The organism is Mariniflexile litorale, assembly GCF_031128465.2.
Taxonomy (GTDB): Bacteria; Bacteroidota; Bacteroidia; order Flavobacteriales; family Flavobacteriaceae; genus Mariniflexile; species Mariniflexile litorale.
The window spans coordinates 606,469-626,119 of sequence record NZ_CP155618.1 but is presented as its reverse complement, the minus strand read 5'-3'; the positions used below and the strand labels follow the sequence as shown (position 1 = coordinate 626,119).

12 protein-coding genes are annotated in these 19,651 nt (G+C 33.8%); all 12 read left to right on the top strand.

Annotation, left to right across the window (positions count from 1 at the left end; all coding sequences use genetic code 11):
• Window positions 1-27 precede the first annotated feature (27 nt).
• Entirely contained in the window at window positions 28-1,998 is a 1,971-nt protein-coding gene (locus QLS71_RS02385) for a RagB/SusD family nutrient uptake outer membrane protein (RefSeq protein ID WP_308991130.1), read from the top strand.
• 22 nt (window positions 1,999-2,020) lie between these two features.
• Complete coding sequence (locus QLS71_RS02380) at window positions 2,021-3,220, top strand: DUF5000 domain-containing lipoprotein (RefSeq protein WP_308991131.1); 1,200 nt, start codon at window positions 2,021-2,023, stop codon at window positions 3,218-3,220.
• A gap of 25 nt (window positions 3,221-3,245) precedes the next feature.
• On the top strand, window positions 3,246-4,487 hold the full coding sequence (locus tag QLS71_RS02375) for a DUF4998 domain-containing protein (RefSeq protein WP_308991132.1): 1,242 nt from the start codon (window positions 3,246-3,248) through the stop codon (window positions 4,485-4,487).
• A 131-nt stretch (window positions 4,488-4,618) separates the two neighbouring features.
• Window positions 4,619-5,956, top strand: a complete 1,338-nt coding sequence (locus tag QLS71_RS02370) for a BNR repeat-containing protein (RefSeq protein ID WP_308991133.1) — start codon at window positions 4,619-4,621, stop codon at window positions 5,954-5,956.
• A gap of 22 nt (window positions 5,957-5,978) precedes the next feature.
• Window positions 5,979-7,172 carry a glycoside hydrolase family 88 protein gene (locus QLS71_RS02365; RefSeq protein WP_308991134.1) on the top strand — a complete coding sequence of 398 codons (1,194 nt, stop codon included), beginning with the start codon at window positions 5,979-5,981 and terminating at the stop codon, window positions 7,170-7,172.
• 31 nt (window positions 7,173-7,203) lie between these two features.
• On the top strand, window positions 7,204-10,311 hold the full coding sequence (locus tag QLS71_RS02360) for a glycoside hydrolase family 2 TIM barrel-domain containing protein (protein WP_308991135.1): 3,108 nt from the start codon (window positions 7,204-7,206) through the stop codon (window positions 10,309-10,311).
• A gap of 47 nt (window positions 10,312-10,358) precedes the next feature.
• Complete coding sequence (locus tag QLS71_RS02355; protein ID WP_308991136.1) at window positions 10,359-11,231, top strand: glycoside hydrolase family 16 protein; 873 nt, start codon at window positions 10,359-10,361, stop codon at window positions 11,229-11,231.
• 99 nt (window positions 11,232-11,330) lie between these two features.
• Window positions 11,331-12,539: a glycoside hydrolase family 88 protein gene (locus QLS71_RS02350; RefSeq protein WP_308991137.1), complete on the top strand. Its 1,209-nt coding sequence runs from the start codon at window positions 11,331-11,333 to the stop codon at window positions 12,537-12,539.
• Between the two features lie 68 nt (window positions 12,540-12,607).
• Window positions 12,608-13,774 (top strand): glycoside hydrolase family 43 protein, encoded by a 1,167-nt coding sequence (locus QLS71_RS02345; RefSeq protein ID WP_308991138.1) that lies wholly within the window; start codon window positions 12,608-12,610, stop codon window positions 13,772-13,774.
• 106 nt (window positions 13,775-13,880) lie between these two features.
• Window positions 13,881-16,307 (top strand): sugar-binding domain-containing protein, encoded by a 2,427-nt coding sequence (locus tag QLS71_RS02340; protein ID WP_308991139.1) that lies wholly within the window; start codon window positions 13,881-13,883, stop codon window positions 16,305-16,307.
• A gap of 161 nt (window positions 16,308-16,468) precedes the next feature.
• Entirely contained in the window at window positions 16,469-18,634 is a 2,166-nt protein-coding gene (locus QLS71_RS02335) for a family 43 glycosylhydrolase (protein WP_308991140.1), read from the top strand.
• Between the two features lie 16 nt (window positions 18,635-18,650).
• Window positions 18,651-19,634 carry a family 43 glycosylhydrolase gene (locus QLS71_RS02330; RefSeq protein WP_308991141.1) on the top strand — a complete coding sequence of 328 codons (984 nt, stop codon included), beginning with the start codon at window positions 18,651-18,653 and terminating at the stop codon, window positions 19,632-19,634.
• Window positions 19,635-19,651: the final 17 nt, after the last annotated feature.

Genomic DNA, 19,651 nt, shown 5'->3' with positions numbered 1-19,651 from the left:
CATTAAGCTTAATAAAAACTAATAATTATGAAACATAAAAATAAAAAGATGGGTAGATTAAAAAAATCTATTAATACGGCATTTTTGTTCTTTATAGGGCTGTTGTTAATGCAGTCATGCTCTGAAGAATTCATTGATGTGGTTCCAGATAGTTTACCAACTATAGAAAATGCCTTTAAACTGAGGAATGAAGCAGAGAAATATTTATTTACCTGCTACTCATATTTACCAAAAAATGGAGACATTAACTATAATATAGCGATGCTTTCTGGAGATGAAATGTGGATTCCTTACCAAACGTCTATAATTAGTGATGCTTTTGAAATAGCAAGAGGGAATCAAAGAATTTCTAATCCTTATTTAAATGTGTGGGATGGAAGCTCCGCAGGAGGAGGTCCAGGAAGTTTATACCGATTATTTGTAGGGATACGCCATTGTAATATCTTTTTAGAAAACCTTAACGATCTTAGTAAAGTTCCAGATATTGAATCTTCAGAAAGAAAACGTTGGATTGGAGAAGTCGAGTTTTTAAAAGCCTATTACCATTATTATTTATTAAGAATGTATGGGCCTATTCCTATCATAGTAGAAAACAGTGCTATTGATGCACCAGAAGATGAAATTAATGTTAGAAGACAACCTGTAGATGATTGTGTTACATATATAGTCGATTTATTAGACAAAGCCGTAGAAAAGTTGCCTGAAGAAGATCAACTAGTAAGAACCACAGAAGCAGGAAGAATTTCTAAAACAATTGCATTAAGTATAAAAGCAAAAACACTATTAATTGCGGCTAGTCCATTATTTAATGGAAATGCAGATTTTGCTACTTTAAAAAATAATGATGGTACATTATTGTTTAACTCTAATTATGACGAAAACAAATGGAAGCTAGCAGCAGATGCATCCCTTGAAGCCATTCAGTCGGCTGAAGTAAATGGTAAAAGTTTATATGTGTTTCCAACATCATCTTTTTCACTTTCACCTACTACAATGACACAAATGAGCATTCGTCAAGCAGTATGTGAGAGATGGAATTCCGAGATTGTTTGGGCAAATCCGAATAGTAAAGCATCTGAAATACAACGATTAGCGATGCCTCCATTAGCTACAAATCACAATCATAACGATGCTAGAAAAATTCTTTCACCACCACTTAAAATAGCTCGAATGTTTTACTCTAAAAATGGTGTGCCCATTAATGAGGACAAGACATTAGACTTTTCAAATGAAAAAGAGTTGCGTACGGCAACCAATGCAGAGCGTTTTAATATCAAAGAAGGTTTTAAAACAGCCAGATTAAATTTTGATAGAGAACCACGTTTTTATGCCGATTTAAGTTTTGATGGTGGTATTTGGTATAAATACGATAGCCCTTCAAAATCCGATGAAGGAAACGTATGGTATGTTCAAGGTAAATTTGGAGATTATGCAGGAGCATCGCACGCCTTTCATACAAATGAAACAGGTTATTTTATAAAAAAATTAGTAGATTGGAATCAAGTAACAAATACAGAAGGAGGTGCCACATATAAAGATTATGCATGGCCAGAAATTCGTTTAGCAGATTTATATTTAATGTATGCAGAAGCTTTAAACGAGGCAGAAGGGCCATCACCAGAAGTGTATAATTATATAGATATGATTAGAGAGAGAGCTGGATTACAAGGAGTGGAAGACTCGTGGGCTAATTTCTCTTTAAATGCAACAAAACCAAATTCTAAAACTGGATTGCGAGACATAATTCAGCAAGAGCGATTGATAGAACTTGCTTTCGAAGGCCAACGTTTTTGGGATTTAAAAAGATGGAAAACAGCAGCCTCTGTTTTAAACGCACCTATAACAGGTTGGAATATAAAAGGAACCGATGATTTGGGGTACTATCAAACAAGATCAGTATATCAACAAATATTTGTGTCTCCAAGAGATTATTTTTGGCCAATACCAGAGAGTGCCATGATTCAAAACCCTAATTTGGTACAAAATTTAGGATGGTAATTTAACAACTAAAAAAAAAGACATGAAATATAAAATGTTAAAAACAAGCGTTTTCGTAATCATAATTGCTTCATTAATTATTAGTTGCGACGAAAACAAGTTAGAACCTATAGAAAATAATAAGATTGCTCCAGACCCTGTAGAAAATGTAATGGTGGAAAATCTTCCAGGGAAGTCTAAACTAACCTACACGTTACCAAAGGATCAAGATTTACTATATGTAAAAGCAGAATATACACTTGCAACTGGTCGTAAAATGGAAGTTAAATCGTCTTACTATAACAATTCACTTTTAGTAGAAGGGTTTCTTAATGAAGAAGAGCAAACCGTTAAATTGTATGCTGTAAATAGAAGTGAAGCCATTTCAGAGCCTACAATAGTTACAGTAAATCCTAAAGAATCTCCTGCATGGGATGTTTTTAGAAGTTTGTTGATTGAAACGACATTTGGAGGAGTTTCTATAAAAGCTACTAACAACTTGCGTTACGATCTTTCAATATTACTTATGGAAAAAAACGATCAAGGGGATTGGGTTATTAATGATAAAAGTATATATACTTCAACAGATATAATTAAAAAAACGATAAGACCATTTACTATTGAACCGCATGATTTTGCCTTTACAGTTAGAGATAGATGGTTAAATACTACAGATACTTTATATACAACCATAACACCTCTATTAGAAACACCTTTACCAAAATCAGGTTATAAACCCTATCGTTTACCTGGTGATACCAAAACGCATTCAACAGCGATTGAAACAGGTATGTGGGATGGTGAGATCATGAATTGGCCAAAAGTTTTTTTAACAGATGGAAGTGTAGCAGGGCCACACACGGTAACTATAGATACGGGGGTACTGGCTAAAATGAGTCGGATTGTTATTTGGGATTATCCTGAGTATTTTAATGGTAGAAGTTATTACTATAAAGGAAACTTAAAGGAATTTGAAGTTTGGGGATCAGAAACACCAAACCCAGATGGTTCTCTTGATCAAACATGGATTAAACTGGGGGCATACAATGCTGTTAAGCCATCTGGCTTGCCTTTTGGACAACAAACAGATGAGGATTATCAAACAGCTAATGCAGGCTTTAGCTGGGAATTTGAACCTACAGCGCCAAAAGTTCGTTATTTAAGAATTAAGTCTCTTAAAAACTGGGGAGCAACAGGATCTATGTCCATAGGTGAAATTCAAGTTTACGGTAACACAAATTAGTTTTATGTTAACATTAAAAAACAGTATGATGAAATATATATTAAAAAAATATTATTTGCAATTTATTGTAGTAGTAGCACTAGCAACAAGCTTTGGTGCCTGTTCTACTATGGACGAAGGCTATAAAGAGTTTCTTAAAGATGGAGAAATATCTTATACAGGAAAAATAGACTCCTTGCATATTTTTTCAGGTAGAAATAGAGTAAATGTTAAAGGGCTTTTTATTTCCGATCCAAAAATAACAGAATGTAGAATATTTTGGAATAGCGGCTCAGATTCTATAGTCGTGCCAGTAGTAAGAACACAAGGTGTAGACACGTTAGATGTTTTTATTGAAAATTTAGCTGAAAATATTTATAGTTTCGAGGTTCGTACTTATGATGCTTTAGGTAATATATCAATAGCAGTCTCGAGTATAGGATCTGTTTTTGGCGATAATTATCAAGCGTCTTTATATAATAGACCTTATTTATCTAGTAGTGTATACAAAGGAGATGCAAATTCAACCTTGAAGGTAGAGTATGGTAATATCGATTTGTCAACGGGTGTAGTGGGGACTCAATATGTGTATACAGATGTTAATGATGAGGAACATGTTACAACGATTCCTTTAGCAGATCCAAGTGCACTACCATACTACAAAAAAGCGTCTTCATTTAAATATCGTACAACATTTTTGCCCAATGAAACAGCTATAGATACTTTTTATGTAGAGTATGTAACGGTTGATGATGTAGAGCTTGTATATGTGTTGAATAGGGAGATACCTTTTGTTAGCTCGGATAAATCGGGAAGATGGGGTAATTTAACAGATTGGACAACTAATGATGCGGCTAAAAATCATGGTGGTTATGGTGGCTGGGACTCAAATAGTACGGGTGTTTTCAACATAGAAAGTGGTTGGGGGTCTCCAAGTATTACGAATGGGAAAGTATATCAAACACTTACATTGGAAGCAGGTAACTACAAATTTAAATGTAGCCCAAGAGCTAAAAATGGAGGTATCGATAGTGGGTACACCATTCCTGAAGATTTTGTCTATCTAGCAGTAGCAGAAGGGACTGATCTTCCAGATTCAAATGCTGGGGTGTTAGAGACAGACCCAACAACCCTTGGGTTTGTAAGGTTTGAGAAAACAATGACTCCGGATATGTTTGAAATTATGTTTACACTTACAGAAACTAAAACAATTTCTTTTGGGATCTCCACAACACAAGGTCAAAGTAGGTTTTGTGTGATAGAATCCTTCTCTTTGGAGAAATTATAAAATAAAAATAGTGGTCATTTATTTATTAAAAGCACAGCATTTTATGCTGTGCTTTTAATAAAATTTAAAGAGTAGATAGAACTTTAATAACAAAAATAATTGGTAACCAATTAAAACATTGGAAAGCAGTAATGTTGAGGAAGAATAAAATAGTTCTATTACTTAAACGATATGTTGTACTAATAACAGGTGTTGTTTGTGCCATGTCTTGTGGTAAAAATATATCGTATTCATACATAGGAGAAGGTTGGAGTAGTAATTCTGTAAATACTGTAAAATTCAGAAAAAATGCTTTAACTACATCGGGGAAATATCAATTTGTGGCCTATTACGATCAAGAAAGTTATTTGATTTTAGGAAAACGGACACTGCATTCCCAAAAATGGAAACTCTTAAAAACACCCTATAAAGGCCATACAAAAGATGCCCATAACACTATTAGTATTGCAGTGGATGGGGATGGTTTTTTACATGTAAGTTGGGACCATCACAACACATCTCTTAAATATACCAAAAGTAAGCAACCCTATAGTTTAGAGTTAGAAGAAGAAATGAGTATGACAGGTATTCAAGAAGACAAAATAACTTATCCCGAATTTTACAATTTACCAAATGGAAACTTACTGTTTTTTTATCGTTCAGGGCAATCAGGTAGAGGTAACCTGGTAATTAATACTTATGATTTGAACCATAAAAAATGGACACAACTACAAAACAATCTTATAGATGGTGAAAATAAGCGAAGTGCTTATTGGCAAGCTTGTGTAGATGCCAAAGGTGTGGTCCATATTTCGTGGGTTTGGAGAGAAACCTGGGACGTGGAAACCAACCACGATGTATGCTATACACAATCTGAAGATGGTGGAAAAACTTGGAAAAAATCTTCAGGTGAAAAATATAACTTGCCCATTACGCAAGCTTCAGCAGAATATGCTTGGAGAATTCCACAAAAGAAGAATCTCATAAATCAAACAGCAATGACTGTTGATAAATATGGGAATCCATATATAGTAACCTATTGGAATGAAAATAAAATTCCACAGTATCAAATAGTTTACCTAGAAGATGACAGTTGGAAAAAAATAAATACTGGTTTTAGAAAAACGGCTTTTACTCTAGGTGGTGGTGGAACCAAAAAAATTCCAATATCCCGTCCAGATATTTTGATTGACGATTCCAAAAAGTACACTAGCATTCATATTCTTTTTCGTGATTTAGAAAGACAAAATAAAGTATCTATGGCTAGTACCATTTTAAATAAAACCCAAAGATGGGAAATAAAAGATTTAAGTGAAACAAGTGTTGGAGAATGGGAACCTAATTATGATACAGCCTTATGGAACAGCAGAAAAAAACTTCATCTTTTTACTCAAAAAGTAACCCAGATTGATGGAGAAGGTGTCGCTTCAAAAAACGCTTCAGAAGTTCGTGTTTTACAAATTAAAAATTTAAACCAATACCAGAATTAAAATATTAACATCTATTTTTAGAATGAGAAACATATATATAGCCTTTATGGCAATTACATTAACCCTATCCTCTTGTGCCCAAAATCCAGATTCTCTAAATTCTAGAATAGACGCAACTTTAAATTTAGCATCGCAGCAGTATGAATACATGAAAACAAGACTGCCAGAAGGAAGATATCCTAAAACATATTATGCAGACAGAGATAAATTTGAAACAAGCAATTCCGATTGGTGGTGCAGTGGTTTCTATCCAGGAACACTTTTGTATTTAAATGAAGTACTAAATAAACCTGTTCTAAAACAAGAAATAGATAGAGTATTGATGGGTTTAAAAAAAGAACAGTTTAACAAATCAACCCACGATTTAGGTTTTATGATGTATTGTAGTTTTGGAAATGCAAATCGACTAAATCCGAAATCAGAATACAAAGAAATTTTGATGAATAGTGCCAAGTCCTTAGCCACAAGATACAACGATACGGTAAAAAGTATCCGTTCATGGGATAGTGCCTCATGGAATAAAGCAGGTGAAGATGACCTTGTGGTAATAATAGACAACATGATGAATTTAGAGTTGCTTTTCTGGGCTGCCCGTAATAGTAAGGATAGTACTTACTATGATATCGCAATTAATCATGCTGATAAAACGATAGAAAATCAATTTAGAAAAGACTACAGTTCATATCATGAAGTTATTTACGACGAAAAAACAGGTGATGTAAAAGCCCAAATAACCAATCAAGGGGCTTCAGACGAATCCGCTTGGGCAAGAGGGCAAGCATGGGGTTTATATGGTTTTGTTGTTACATATAGGGAAACAAAAGATTTAAAGTATTTAGAACAAGCAAATGCCATTGCTGAATTTATACTAAATCATCCAAATATGCCAAAAGATATGGTGCCTTATTGGGATTTTGATGCTAATAATATTCCAGACGCATTAAGAGATTCTTCAGCAGCAGCCATAATTGCCTCGGCATTGTTGGAGTTAAAAACCTATGTAAATCAAGATTTAGAAAACAAATACGAAAATGCTTCTGAGACCATTTTGAGTACCTTATTAACCGATGAATATTTAGCTGAAGAAAACACAAATGGAGGATTTCTATTAAAGCGTGGTGTTGGTAATATGCCAAATAAAACAGAAATAGATACTCCTCTTTCGTATGGTGACTATTATTTAGTAGAAGCCATGATACGATATAAAAATTTATAAAAAAGCAAAACAAATTTCAAGAATTACCCATATGTACAAATTAAATTTAACTTTCATCCTATTACTTTGCTCTCTTTTAAGTTTCTCACAAAACAATATAAATGAATGGGAAAATCCCGTAGTGGTAGATCGTAACAAAGAACAAGGGAGAGCATCTTTTATTTTGTATCATGATGAAGCTTCTGCCATTACAGATGTACCAGAAAACTCTAATCTGTACAAAAATTTAAATGGCACATGGAAATTTAATTTAGTAAAAAAGCCATCAGAACGTCCTTTGAATTTTTATGAAACAGATTTGGATGATTCCCATTGGAAAACGATTCAAGTACCTTCAAATTGGGAATTACAAGGTTTTGATATTCCAATTTATACCAATATTACATACCCATTTCCTAAAAACCCTCCTTTTATAAATGGAGACTATAACCCTGTTGGTAGCTACAGAACCACTTTTGAAATTTCAGATTCATGGAAAAATAAAGAAATTATTTTACACTTTGGTTCCATTTCAGGGTATGCCAGAATATTTTTAAATGGGCAAGAAGTAGGTATGACTAAAGCTTCTAAAACAGCTGCGGAGTTTAATATTACTCAGTTTTTAAGTAAAGGAAAGAATCAATTAGCAGTGCAAGTATTCCGTTGGCACGATGGAAGTTATTTAGAAGACCAAGATTTTTGGAGACTAAGTGGTATAGAACGGGATGTGTATTTGCAAGCAATACCGAAACATACTATTTGGGATTATTTTGTTGAAGGTGGTTTAAACGACAACTATAATGATGGTGTTTTTAATGTAGACATCGACGTAAGAAGGTTTGATAAAAAAGTATCGAAAAACCAAGTAGCATCTGTGAATTTAATAGATGCGAATGGTAAATCAATATACTCTGAAGAGAAAAAAATAAAGGAAACGGATACGACGGTTCGCTTTTCTACAACAATAAAAGATGTTTTAAAATGGAGTGCAGAAACACCATACTTATACAGATATATCTTAAAGCTAGCTGATAAAAAGGACGAGCAAGTTCTTTCTAAAAAAATGGGTTTTAGAAAAGTGGAAATTAAAGAGTCTCAATTAATGGTTAATGGACAACCTCTCATGGTTAATGGTGTGAATCTTCACGAACACCATGGTACTAAGGGGCATGCGCCAGATAAAAAAACCATGCTTGAGGATGTTAAGTTGATGAAACAAAATAACATCAATGCCATTCGTATGAGTCATTACCCACACGATCCGTATATATACACCTTATGTGATGAATATGGCCTGTACGTTGTTGATGAAGCGAATATAGAAACTCATGCGATGGGTGCCGAATGGCAAGCGTGGTTTGATAAAGCCAAACATCCCGCATACTTGCCAGAATGGGCGCCAGCACATATGGATAGAATGAAGCGTATGTTGGAACAAAATAAAAACAACACATCTATCATCATTTGGTCTATGGGAAATGAATGTGGAAACGGACCTGTGTTTTATGAAGGTTATAAATGGTTGAAAGAAAGAGATAAAACACGATTCGTGCAGTTTGAACAAGCAGGAGAAAATGAAAACACAGATATTGTTGCTCCTATGTATCCAAGTCTTAAAAACATGAATAAGTATGCCGAAGGGAACGATCCACGACCCTATATAATGTGTGAGTATTCGCATGCCATGGGAAATAGTAACGGTAACTTTCAAGAGTACCGAGATATTATGAATACCAGCAAAAAAATGCAGGGTGGTTTTATTTGGGACTGGGTGGATCAAGGTTTAAAAACAGAAACCCCAGATGGAAGCATGTTTTGGGCTTATGGCGGCGATTTAGGGGGCGAAAATTTACAGCATGATCAAAATTTTTGTGCTAATGGATTGGTAACTGCAGATAGAGTGGCTCATCCAGCATTGGAAGAGGTGAAAAAAGTATTTCAAAACATCTCGTTTAAACTAACTGACCATGATGAATTACAAATTACAAATGAATACAATTTCACAAATTTAGAGAACTACCAATTTAAATGGGTGCTGAAAGCTAATGGTGAAGTTGTAAAAGAAGAAAACTTTGAAGTGTCTGCAATGCCTAATGAAACTAAAGGAGTCAAGTTGCACATGCTTGCTTTAGATAGCACTAAAGAATATTTTATTGATGTGTATGCTTATACCAAAACAGCAACAGAGCTAATACCTGTTAATCATGAAATAGCTAGAGAGCAATTTAAGAGGGGTAGCACTACTTATTTTGATCTAAAAGAAATAAAGGACGGTACACTAACACATTCTTTTAAAGACCAAACACTTTTGTTTTCAAATAATTTGGTCCATGGTGAATTTGATTTAAAAACCGGGAAACTTATAAAATACACAGCAAGTAAAGAAACCTCACAAACCATATTAAACTTTCCAGAACCTTATTTTTGGAGAGCGCCAACTGATAACGATTATGGTAATAAAATGCCAGAAAAATTAGGGGTGTGGAAAAATGCTCATGAAAATTTAAAAGTTCAAAACGTTGCAGTTGGAAAACAAACTAAAGAAGGGTTGCCAATTCATGTAGAATTTATGCTTTCAAATATTAATATTCCTTATACAATTGATTATTTAATTAAAAATGATGGCTCAATAAAAATAACGGCCAGTTTGGATATGAAGGGTAAAGAGTTGCCAGAATTACCAAGATTTGGAATGCGTATGGTACTGGATGGAAGTTATGATGATTTAAGTTATTATGGTCGTGGCCCTTGGGAGAATTATTCCGATAGAAATACAGCGTCTTTTATAGGGATATATAAAGATAAAGTAGAAAATCAATTCACCTGGACATACATTCGGCCGCAAGAAGCTGGATACAAAACCGATGTGCGTTGGATTACTTTAACAAATAAAAACACAAAAGGACTTGAGATCGTTGGAGATCAGCCCTTAAGTTTTAGTGCTTTAAATATGGCAACAGAAACCTTAGATGGAGGTAAACATAAATCTCAAAAACATCCAACAGACATTCTTGTAGAAAAAGATAAAATCTATTTGCATATAGATTTCAAGCAACGTGGTGTTGGAGGTGATAACAGTTGGGGTGCATATCCACATAAACAATACCGTTTGCATGACAGCAACTATTCATATAGCTATCAGCTAAAACTTGTTGAATAAAAGTTTAGAAAATAGGTTGTGTATTGAATTGGATGTAAATAATAATAATGAGTAAAATTTGGATTAAAAGCGTTTTTTATAGCGTGAGTGTTTTTGTTTTGTTTTTCTTGAAGAGTTGTTCGGGATCAAAAAGCAATACCACTCAGGTTAAAGGGTATCAACTAATTTGGAATGATGAATTTAACGTTGATGGATTGCCTAATAAGAATAACTGGAATTATGAAACAGGATTTGTTCGAAATGAAGAAGCACAATGGTACCAAAAAGAAAATGCCGTTTGTAAAGATGGGTTTTTAATTATTGAGGTAAAAAAAGAAACAAAACCCAATCCCGATTTCATATCAAAAAGCACTGCTGATTGGCGTAAAAATCGGGATTCCATATATCTCACTTCAAGTTGTTTAATCACAAAAGATAAACAGGAATGGAAATATGGTAGGTTTGAAATAAAAGCAAAAATACCCGTTGAAATGGGTTTGTGGCCAGCGTTTTGGACCTTAGGAGTGGAACACAATTGGCCTGCAAATGGTGAAATTGATATTATGGAGTTTTATAAAGGCAAAATATTAGCCAATATAGCTTGGGAAGGAGATAAGAAATGGAAACCTGTTTGGGATAGTAAAACCTATTTGCTTGAAAGTTTTAATAATAACAATTGGGCAAACGAATTCCATATATGGAGAATGGATTGGGATGAAAAGGCCATTAAATTATATGTAGATAATCAGTTGTTAAATGAAGTCGATTTAAGTAATACATTTAACGGAACAAATAAAAATATAAATCCATTCCATCAATCACATTATTTATTATTAAATCTTGCTGTTGGAGGCATGAATGGCGGCGATTTTTTAAACACCAATTTTCCTGCTCCATTTATTATTGATTATGTAAGAGTGTATAAAAAAGATAAAAAATAAAGTATAAATAAGTTAGTATTACTATATCATTTTGTGTGTAAATCAATTGATTTTGTAAAAACAATCATGCAAATGATACAAAAAACAGAATAAAAAACTATGAATTTAAAAGTATTGTTTTTCTCAAGAATTATTCTAATGTGTTTGCTTTTCAACGGATGTTTGGGAAGTGCTAGTTCAAGTAGCGAAACTGAGCCATTAAAGGAAGAAATCTTAATAGAGGAAGAGGGTTCTATCTTAATAGAAGATTCTAAAGAAGACGTTATTTCAATTATCAACAAAGTTAATACCTATTGGCAAGAAAATCATCCTAATCCAGGTAATGCTTTTTGGCATGTATCAGCATATCATACAGGGAATATGGATGCTTATACAGTAACTGATAATGAGGATTATTTTGATTATTCGTTAGCTTGGGCAAATAAAAACCAATGGATGGGAGCTAAATCTCAAAATAAGTCCGAATGGAGATACAGTTATGGGGAAACCGATGCATATGTTTTGTTTGGCGATTGGCAAATTTGTTTTCAAACCTATATTGATCTATATAATTTTTCAGATGAAAAAGACGGATCTAAAATAGCGCGTGCCCGCGAAGTTATGGAATATCAAATGAGTACGAATAAAAATGATTATTGGTGGTGGGCAGATGGTTTATATATGGTAATGCCCGTAATGACTAAACTTTATAAACTAACAGGAAATGAGTTATACTTAGAGAAATTAGAAGAATATCTTACCTATGCAAATAGTATCATGTATGATGCTGAATCAAAGTTATATTATCGTGATGCTAAATATGTGTATCCAAAACATAAAAGTGCAAATGGTGAAAAAGATTTTTGGGCTAGAGGAGATGGATGGGTTTTTGCAGGATATGCAAAAATCATCCAAGATATGCCCGACAATGCAACGTATAAACAAAAATACATTAATAGGTTTAAAGATATGGCGATAGCATTAGCGGATGCTCAACAACAAGACGGATATTGGACCCGTAGTATCTTAGACCCAGCACATGCACCAGGACCAGAAACTAGTGGAACAGCCTTTTTTACTTATGGTTTTTTATGGGGGATAAACAACGATATATTAGATAAAGACAGCTATTTGCCGGTAGCTATAAAATCATGGGATTACCTAACAAACACGGCGCTTCAAGATAATGGAGCAGTAGGTTATGTACAGCCCATTGGTGAAAAAGCGATCCCTGGGCAAGTTGTCAATAGAAATTCTACTGCAGATTTTGGTGTGGGAGCATTTTTATTAGCTTCATGTGAAATGTATCGTTTTCTAGAAAAACAATAACTCATTTTATAAAAAAAGTTTTAGAAATAAGTATGGTATCGCTTGGAGCTGTACAAATAAAAAATAATATGAAATTAAAGAGCAAGTCAACCACCTTAATTGTTTTAATATTTAGTCTTTTAGGTGTTGCTTTTTTTTTGTTATCTAGTTTAAATTATAAAAATAATAATAAGCATAAATCTTTTGTTCCTGGCAGTAAATGGACAGATACAAACGGGATACACATTAATGCTCATGGAGGAGGTGTTCTTTATTATAATGGTGTTTATTATTGGTATGGAGAATATAAAGCATCTGGTAGAAGCGGAAATACTTCGTTAAAAGGAGTAAGCTGTTATACTTCTAAAGATTTGTATAATTGGAAAAACGAAGGCATCGTTTTAAAAGTAGATAAAGATCCTAATTCAGAAATAACTAAGGGCTGTGTTATAGAACGTCCAAAAGTGGTATATAATAAAAAAACAGGCAAGTTTGTTTTATGGTTTCATTTAGAACTAAAAAACCAAGGCTATAATGCAGCAAGAACAGCTGTAGCTACAAGCGATACTCCAACAGGACCTTTTGAGTTTAAAAAATCATTTAGACCCAATAAAGGAGTATGGCCATTAAATTTCACTTACCAGCAGAAGAAGTTAAGAACCTGGAATAAAAAGGAATTAAAAGATTGGTCAGCCGAATGGATAGCCTCTGTAAAAAACGGTATGCTAATACAAAGAGATTTTGAAAAAGGGCAGATGTCAAGAGATATGACTGTATTTGTAGATAGCGATGAAAAAGCATATCACATACACGCCTCAGAAGAAAATTTGACACTTCACATATCAGAACTTACAGATGATTATTTAGATTTTACAGATAAATGGATATCCGTAGCACCCACTGGTCATAATGAAGCTCCCGCAATTTTTAAACAGGATGGGATTTATTATATGATAACTTCAGGATGTACAGGCTGGGATCCTAATGAAGCCCGTTCGTTTAAATCAACATCCATTTGGGGGCCATGGCAGCCTTTAGGTAACCCGAGTATTGGAAAAGAGGCGCATCTTACATTTCGTTCACAAAGCACTTTTATTTTACCAGTTCAAGGAAAAGAAGATGCCTTTATTTTTATGGCTGATAGGTGGCAACCCAGAAATCCTATTGATGGCACCTATGTATGGCTTCCAATAAATATGATGAATGGAAAACCAGTATTAAAATGGCAAGATAAGTGGGATTTAAATACGTTTTAAAAGAGAAATAATTAATAAAATGTGAGCAGGAATAGGTCATATAGCTTTTAAAAAGCCCGTAGGCATTCTGTAAAATAACTAATTAACCATCGATATGTTTTTAATAATGAAAAGAAGTCTATTTGTAATTTTAGTCCTTTCTCATTTATCTGTTTTAGGGCAGATATCTTTCGGAAATTCAAAAAAAATCAATGAAGATTGGAAGTTCATGCTTCAAGATAACCAAAATTTTAAGTCAAGTACATACAATGATGAAAAATGGAAGTCTGTAAACATTCCGCACGATTGGAGTATAGAAGCTCAATTGAGCCCTACTTTAGCCAGTGCCACAGGGTATTTGCCTGGAGGAATTGCTTGGTATAGAAAAACATTAGATGTCCCTTCAAATAAAAAAGGAGAAAAAGTATACCTGTATTTTGAAGGGATCTATAATAGAAGTGAAGTATTTATTAATGGGCAATCGTTAGGGAAGCGTCCTAATGGATACATCTCCTTTTCATTTGATGCCACTCCTTATATTAATTATGGCGAAACTAATATTATTGCAGTTAGAGTAGATCATAGTAAAAGTGCTGATTCTCGTTGGTATTCAGGGTCTGGTATATATCGAAATGTGTGGTTGATTTACTCAAACCCAGTCCATATTTCTGAGTGGGGCGTATATGCCTATCCAGAAGTTAAAAAGAACTTAGGAATATTAAATATAGAAGTTGAATTGGAAAATGATTCTAGTTCTAAAGAAGTTTTAACGGTTGTAAATGAGTTGTTTGGTAGTAACGGAAAATTAGTAGTTAAAAGTACAAGTAAAATAGATGTAGCTTCAAAAGCATCTAATAAAATTACAACCAACCTTAAAGTTAAAAAACCTAAATTGTGGAGTATTGAAACGCCCAACCTTTATCAACTTAAAACGACTGTTTTTAAAGGAAATGAAGTTATTGATGAAACACGAACTCAAACAGGCTTTCGTAAATTTACTTTTGATGCTAATAATGGGTTTGCGCTTAATGATACCTGGATGAAACTAAAAGGTGTTTGTTTACACCATGATGCAGGAGTGTTAGGTTCAGCAGTACCTCGCGAAGTTTGGAAAACCAGATTGCAAACATTGAAAGACATTGGAGTAAATGCCATACGTACCAGTCATAATCCACAAGCACCAGATTTTTATAATTTATGTGACGAATTAGGTTTGTTGGTTTTAAACGAAGCTTACGATGAATGGGAATTTCCTAAACGGAAATGGTTAGAAGGCTGGAATTCAGGTGCCCCTGGATTTGAAGGGAGTTATGATATTTTTGCCGATTGGGCGGAAAAAGATATGGAAGATTTAGTACGTCGGGATAGAAACCACATGTCTGTTTTTGCATGGAGTATTGGCAATGAGGTCGACTATCCAAACGATCCGTATTCACATCCCGTATTAGATGGAGGTGGCGATACAGGTTTTTCTCAAGCAGTATATGGCGGTTATAAAAAAGAGGCACCAGATGCCATGCGTTTAGGTGCTATTGCAAAACGATTGGTTGCAGCAGTTAAAAAGTATGATAAATCACGTCCAACAACGGCAGGATTAGCAGGTGTAGCCATGTCTAATGAAACAGCATATCCAAGTGCTTTAGATATTACAGGTTATAATTACACAGAAAGTAAATACCAAACCGACCATGAAAAATACCCAAACCGGGTTATTTATGGAAGTGAAAACAGGCACGATATGGAAGCGTGGTTAGCTGTAAAAAATAACGATCATATTTTTGGGCAGTTTTTATGGACTGGAATTGATTATTTAGGTGAATCGGGACGATGGCCTTCTAGAGGGTTTTATTCTGGATTGGTAGATTTTTCGGGTAATATAAAACCAAGAGGCTATTTTAGGCAGTCTCTTTGGTCTCAAAAACCAATGATTTATTTTGGAACCTACCCGATACGTCATAGCGATAGAGGTGGATTATCAAAAGATGCATGGTCATTATGGAATTATGATGACGCACAAAACATTCGTGTTGTTTGTTACACCAATGCATCAAAAGCACGACTTGAACTCAATGGAAACCTTGTAGGAGAAGCTAAAGCATATGATGAAAAAACAGGCATTATATCTTGGGATATTCCATATCAATCAGGAACCTTAGAAGCAGTAGGACTAAATGATAAAAATGAAGCGATTAGCCGATACAAAATATCATCATCCAAACGTCCTGAAGCTATAAAAGTTAAATTAGAAAACAAGCTTATAGATAAAAATAGAGGGGTGGCCCAAGTACGAGTAGAAATTGTAGATGAAGATGGAATACCCGTAAAACTAGCCGATAACGAAATTACATGTAGAATAAAAGGTTCTGGTAGATTATTGGGGCTTGAAGCTGGTAATAATACGGATATGACGGATTATACCGATAATAAACAACGTGTTTTTCATGGGGGGATATTGGCTTATATTGAAGCAAATGGAAATTCAGGAGCGTCTATAAATATAGAATTTACTAGTCCTTGGTTAAAGTCCGCTGAGGTTACTTTAGAGTTAAAATAATATAGGAAAACACATAAGCTAAAGTTAAAAGTGATAAGTTCATTTAATATTAGTAATAATAGCTTTATATTTGAAAAGTGTTGTTTAGACACTTTAAAAGCAAACGTTTTTGTTTTTAAGAATAAAAGAATTATATAATATTGATAAGTACAATTTTTAAAATGAAAAAACTAAAATTAAGTTACAGCCTGTTAGGTGTTTGTTTAGCAATAACAACCTTATTTAATTGTAAAACAGTTTCTAATGTAGCTAACGAAGGGAATTACACAAATTACCTATTTACCTATTTTATAGGTAACGGTCCTGGAGAAGAATCTATTCGTTATGCTATAAGTGGCGATGGTTATAATTTTCAAGCGTTAAATAATAATCAGCCTATAATTAGCTCAAAAGAAATAAGTTCTTCCGGAGGTGTAAGAGATCCTCATATTTTAAGAGCTGCTGATGGAAAAACATTTTACATGGTTGTAACAGATTTGTATGTTTCCCAACAAGGATGGAGTAATTATGCCATGATTTTAATGAAGTCTACAGATTTAATAAATTGGTCATCAACAATTATAAATATTCCAGAAACATATCCAGAAGAATATGGTGATGTAAAACGGGTGTGGGCGCCTCAAACTATTTATGATAAAGACACTAATAAATATATGATTTATTGGTCTATGTTAGGAAAGCAAGGTCCCGATATTATTTATTATGCATATGCGAATAAAGATTTTACGGGTTTAGAAGCAGCTCCAAAACAATTGTATTTTAGCCCTTCTAATAGTGCTTGTATTGATGGTGATATTGTTTATAATGATGGAAAATATCATTTGTTTTTCAAAAACGAAAGTCATGGAGGTGGAATTAAAAAAGCAATTTCTGACAAATTAACAGAAGGGTATGTTGAACAAGATGGATTTTACGATCAAACTGATGCCGCTGTTGAAGGTTCGGGTATTTTTAAGTTAATTGATTCTGATGAATATATTTTAATGTACGATATGTATTCATCCGGAAAATATCAATTTACCAAAACAAAAGATTTGCAAAATTTTTCTATTATAGATGATGAAGTATCTATGAATTTTCATCCAAGACATGGAACGATTATGCGCATTACAGAAGAAGAAACGCAATCTTTGATTCAAAAATGGGGCGCTTTAGGTAAGAGTTCTTTATTAGGATTTGATTCAGAAGACATCAAAAAAAATAATATGGTTATTAATGATGAAAACAATACTATTTACATTCCTGTAAAATTAGGTACAGATATCAAAAATTTAGATTTAAAAATAAAAACAGTGTCGTGGGTGGATATATTAACTTCGGGTGCTCAAGATTTTTCTAAAGGCGCAGTAGACTATACTATTACATCAGGAGGAACCCAAAAAACATATCAGGTAACAGTAAAAGTAGATAACAATCCAGTTTTAAATGGTTTTTATGCAGATCCAGAAATTATTTATTCTCATAAAACAAACAAATATTATATCTATCCAACCAGTGATGGGTTTACAGGTTGGTCTGGAACTTATTTTAAAACCTTTTCATCACCCGATTTAGTAAATTGGACAGACGAAGGCGTTATTTTAGATTTAAAAAAGGATGTTAGTTGGGCTAATAGACATGCCTGGGCACCAGCAGCTATTGAAAAGAAAATAAACGGTACCTATAAGTTCTTTTATTACTTTACTGCAGCTCAAAAAATAGGGGTGGCTGTTTCAGACAATCCAACAGGACCTTTTGTAGATTCAGGGAAACCCTTAGTAGCAGAAAGACCAGAAGGTGCTAAAGGCGGACAAGAAATTGATCCAGATATATTCACAGATCCTGTGTCTGGAAAAAGTTATTTATATTGGGGTAATGGTTATATGGCATGCGTGGAGCTAAATGACGATATGGTATCTATTAAAGAAAACACCTTAGTTCTTTTAAAACCAGATAGCACTTACAGAGAAGGAACCGAAGTATTTTATAGAAATGGAACGTATTATTTTATGTGGTCTGAAGACGATACAAGAAGTCCAAATTACAGAGTGAGATATGCAACATCAAATGCTCCAACAGGACCTTTAAACATTCCTGAAAATAACATAGTTATAGAAAAAAAACCAGAAGATGGTATTTATGGAACGGGTCATAATTGTGTTATTCAAACCCCAGGAACTGATATTTGGCATATTGTTTATCACCGTTTTAATCGTCCGAATGGAATTACCATGGGTGATGCCGCTGGATTTAATAGAGAAGTTTGTATTGATAAATTAGAGTTTAATGCAGATGGTAGTATTAAGCCTGTAATACCAACGGTATCAGGAATTCATACTTCAAAATAAAAAACATAAAAAATACATGCGTCAAAAAAAGTATATTCAATTTGCATTAGTTTTTTTTATAGCAATAACCTTATTTAATTGTCATAAAAAAACAAAAGTAACGATTAGCAATCCTGTGGTTAAAGGAGACTATGCAGATCCTTCTATTGTAAAATACCAAGGAAAGTTTTATATATATGCCACTAAAGACCCTTGGGGAGGAGAGGATTTAGCAGTAATGGAATCTACCGATTTTAAAAACTGGGAACAAAAAGTTATTGACTGGCCAACAAAAACGATTTGTACAAGCCCTACCTCAAATGGAAGTAAAGTCTGGGCGCCATCAGTTATTCAAGCTAAAAACGGTAAGTTTTACATGTATGTTTCTGTAGGAAGTGAAGTTTGGGTAGGTGTAAGCGAACATCCTTTGGGACCATGGAAAAACGCAAAATCAGACAATACACCATTAATAAAAGGAAATATGTTTCCAAAATATCATATGATTGATGCCGAAGCTTTTATAGACGATGATGGACAAGCATATTTATATTGGGGCTCTGGATTAAACTGGGTAAATGGGCATTGTTTTGTAGTGAAGTTAGCTGATGATATGGTTAGCTTTAATGAGGAAGAAATTAAAGACATAACACCTCCAAATTATTTTGAAGCCCCCATAATGGTTAAGAACAATAATAAATACTATTTAATGTATTCTGATGGAAAATGTACAACAGAAACATATAAAGTAAGATATGCGGTTGGAGATACACCATATGGGCCTTGGGTAGAAGGTGTTGAAAGTCCAATATTAACCACTTCAAAAGACAAAACCACACTAGGTCCTGGTCATCATACCGTATTTAAAGAAGCAGGACAACTGTACATGCTTTATCATAGAATTACAGATAATAAAGATGAATTATTTAGAGAATTAGCTATTGATAGTTTGAATTTTAATAGCAGTGCAGTGATAGATAAGATAACACCCAATGGAGGTGTTGTTATTACAATAATAGATTAATCTTTCAAAAAAAGATG

Excerpts from the sequence above, each read along its gene's own strand:
- QLS71_RS02330 (WP_308991141.1), top strand. The coding sequence starts at position 18,651 with ATGCGTCAAAAAAAGTATATTCAATTTGCATTAGTTTTTTTTATAGCA.
- QLS71_RS02350 (WP_308991137.1), top strand. The coding sequence starts at position 11,331 with ATGAATTTAAAAGTATTGTTTTTCTCAAGAATTATTCTAATGTGTTTG.
- QLS71_RS02335 (WP_308991140.1), top strand. The coding sequence starts at position 16,469 with ATGAAAAAACTAAAATTAAGTTACAGCCTGTTAGGTGTTTGTTTAGCA.
- QLS71_RS02365 (WP_308991134.1), top strand. The coding sequence starts at position 5,979 with ATGAGAAACATATATATAGCCTTTATGGCAATTACATTAACCCTATCC.
- QLS71_RS02340 (WP_308991139.1), top strand. The coding sequence starts at position 13,881 with ATGAAAAGAAGTCTATTTGTAATTTTAGTCCTTTCTCATTTATCTGTT.
- QLS71_RS02360 (WP_308991135.1), top strand. The coding sequence starts at position 7,204 with ATGTACAAATTAAATTTAACTTTCATCCTATTACTTTGCTCTCTTTTA.
- QLS71_RS02380 (WP_308991131.1), top strand. The coding sequence starts at position 2,021 with ATGAAATATAAAATGTTAAAAACAAGCGTTTTCGTAATCATAATTGCT.
- QLS71_RS02385 (WP_308991130.1), top strand. The coding sequence starts at position 28 with ATGAAACATAAAAATAAAAAGATGGGTAGATTAAAAAAATCTATTAAT.
- QLS71_RS02370 (WP_308991133.1), top strand. The coding sequence starts at position 4,619 with ATGTTGAGGAAGAATAAAATAGTTCTATTACTTAAACGATATGTTGTA.
- QLS71_RS02355 (WP_308991136.1), top strand. The coding sequence starts at position 10,359 with ATGAGTAAAATTTGGATTAAAAGCGTTTTTTATAGCGTGAGTGTTTTT.
- QLS71_RS02375 (WP_308991132.1), top strand. The coding sequence starts at position 3,246 with ATGATGAAATATATATTAAAAAAATATTATTTGCAATTTATTGTAGTA.
- QLS71_RS02345 (WP_308991138.1), top strand. The coding sequence starts at position 12,608 with ATGAAATTAAAGAGCAAGTCAACCACCTTAATTGTTTTAATATTTAGT.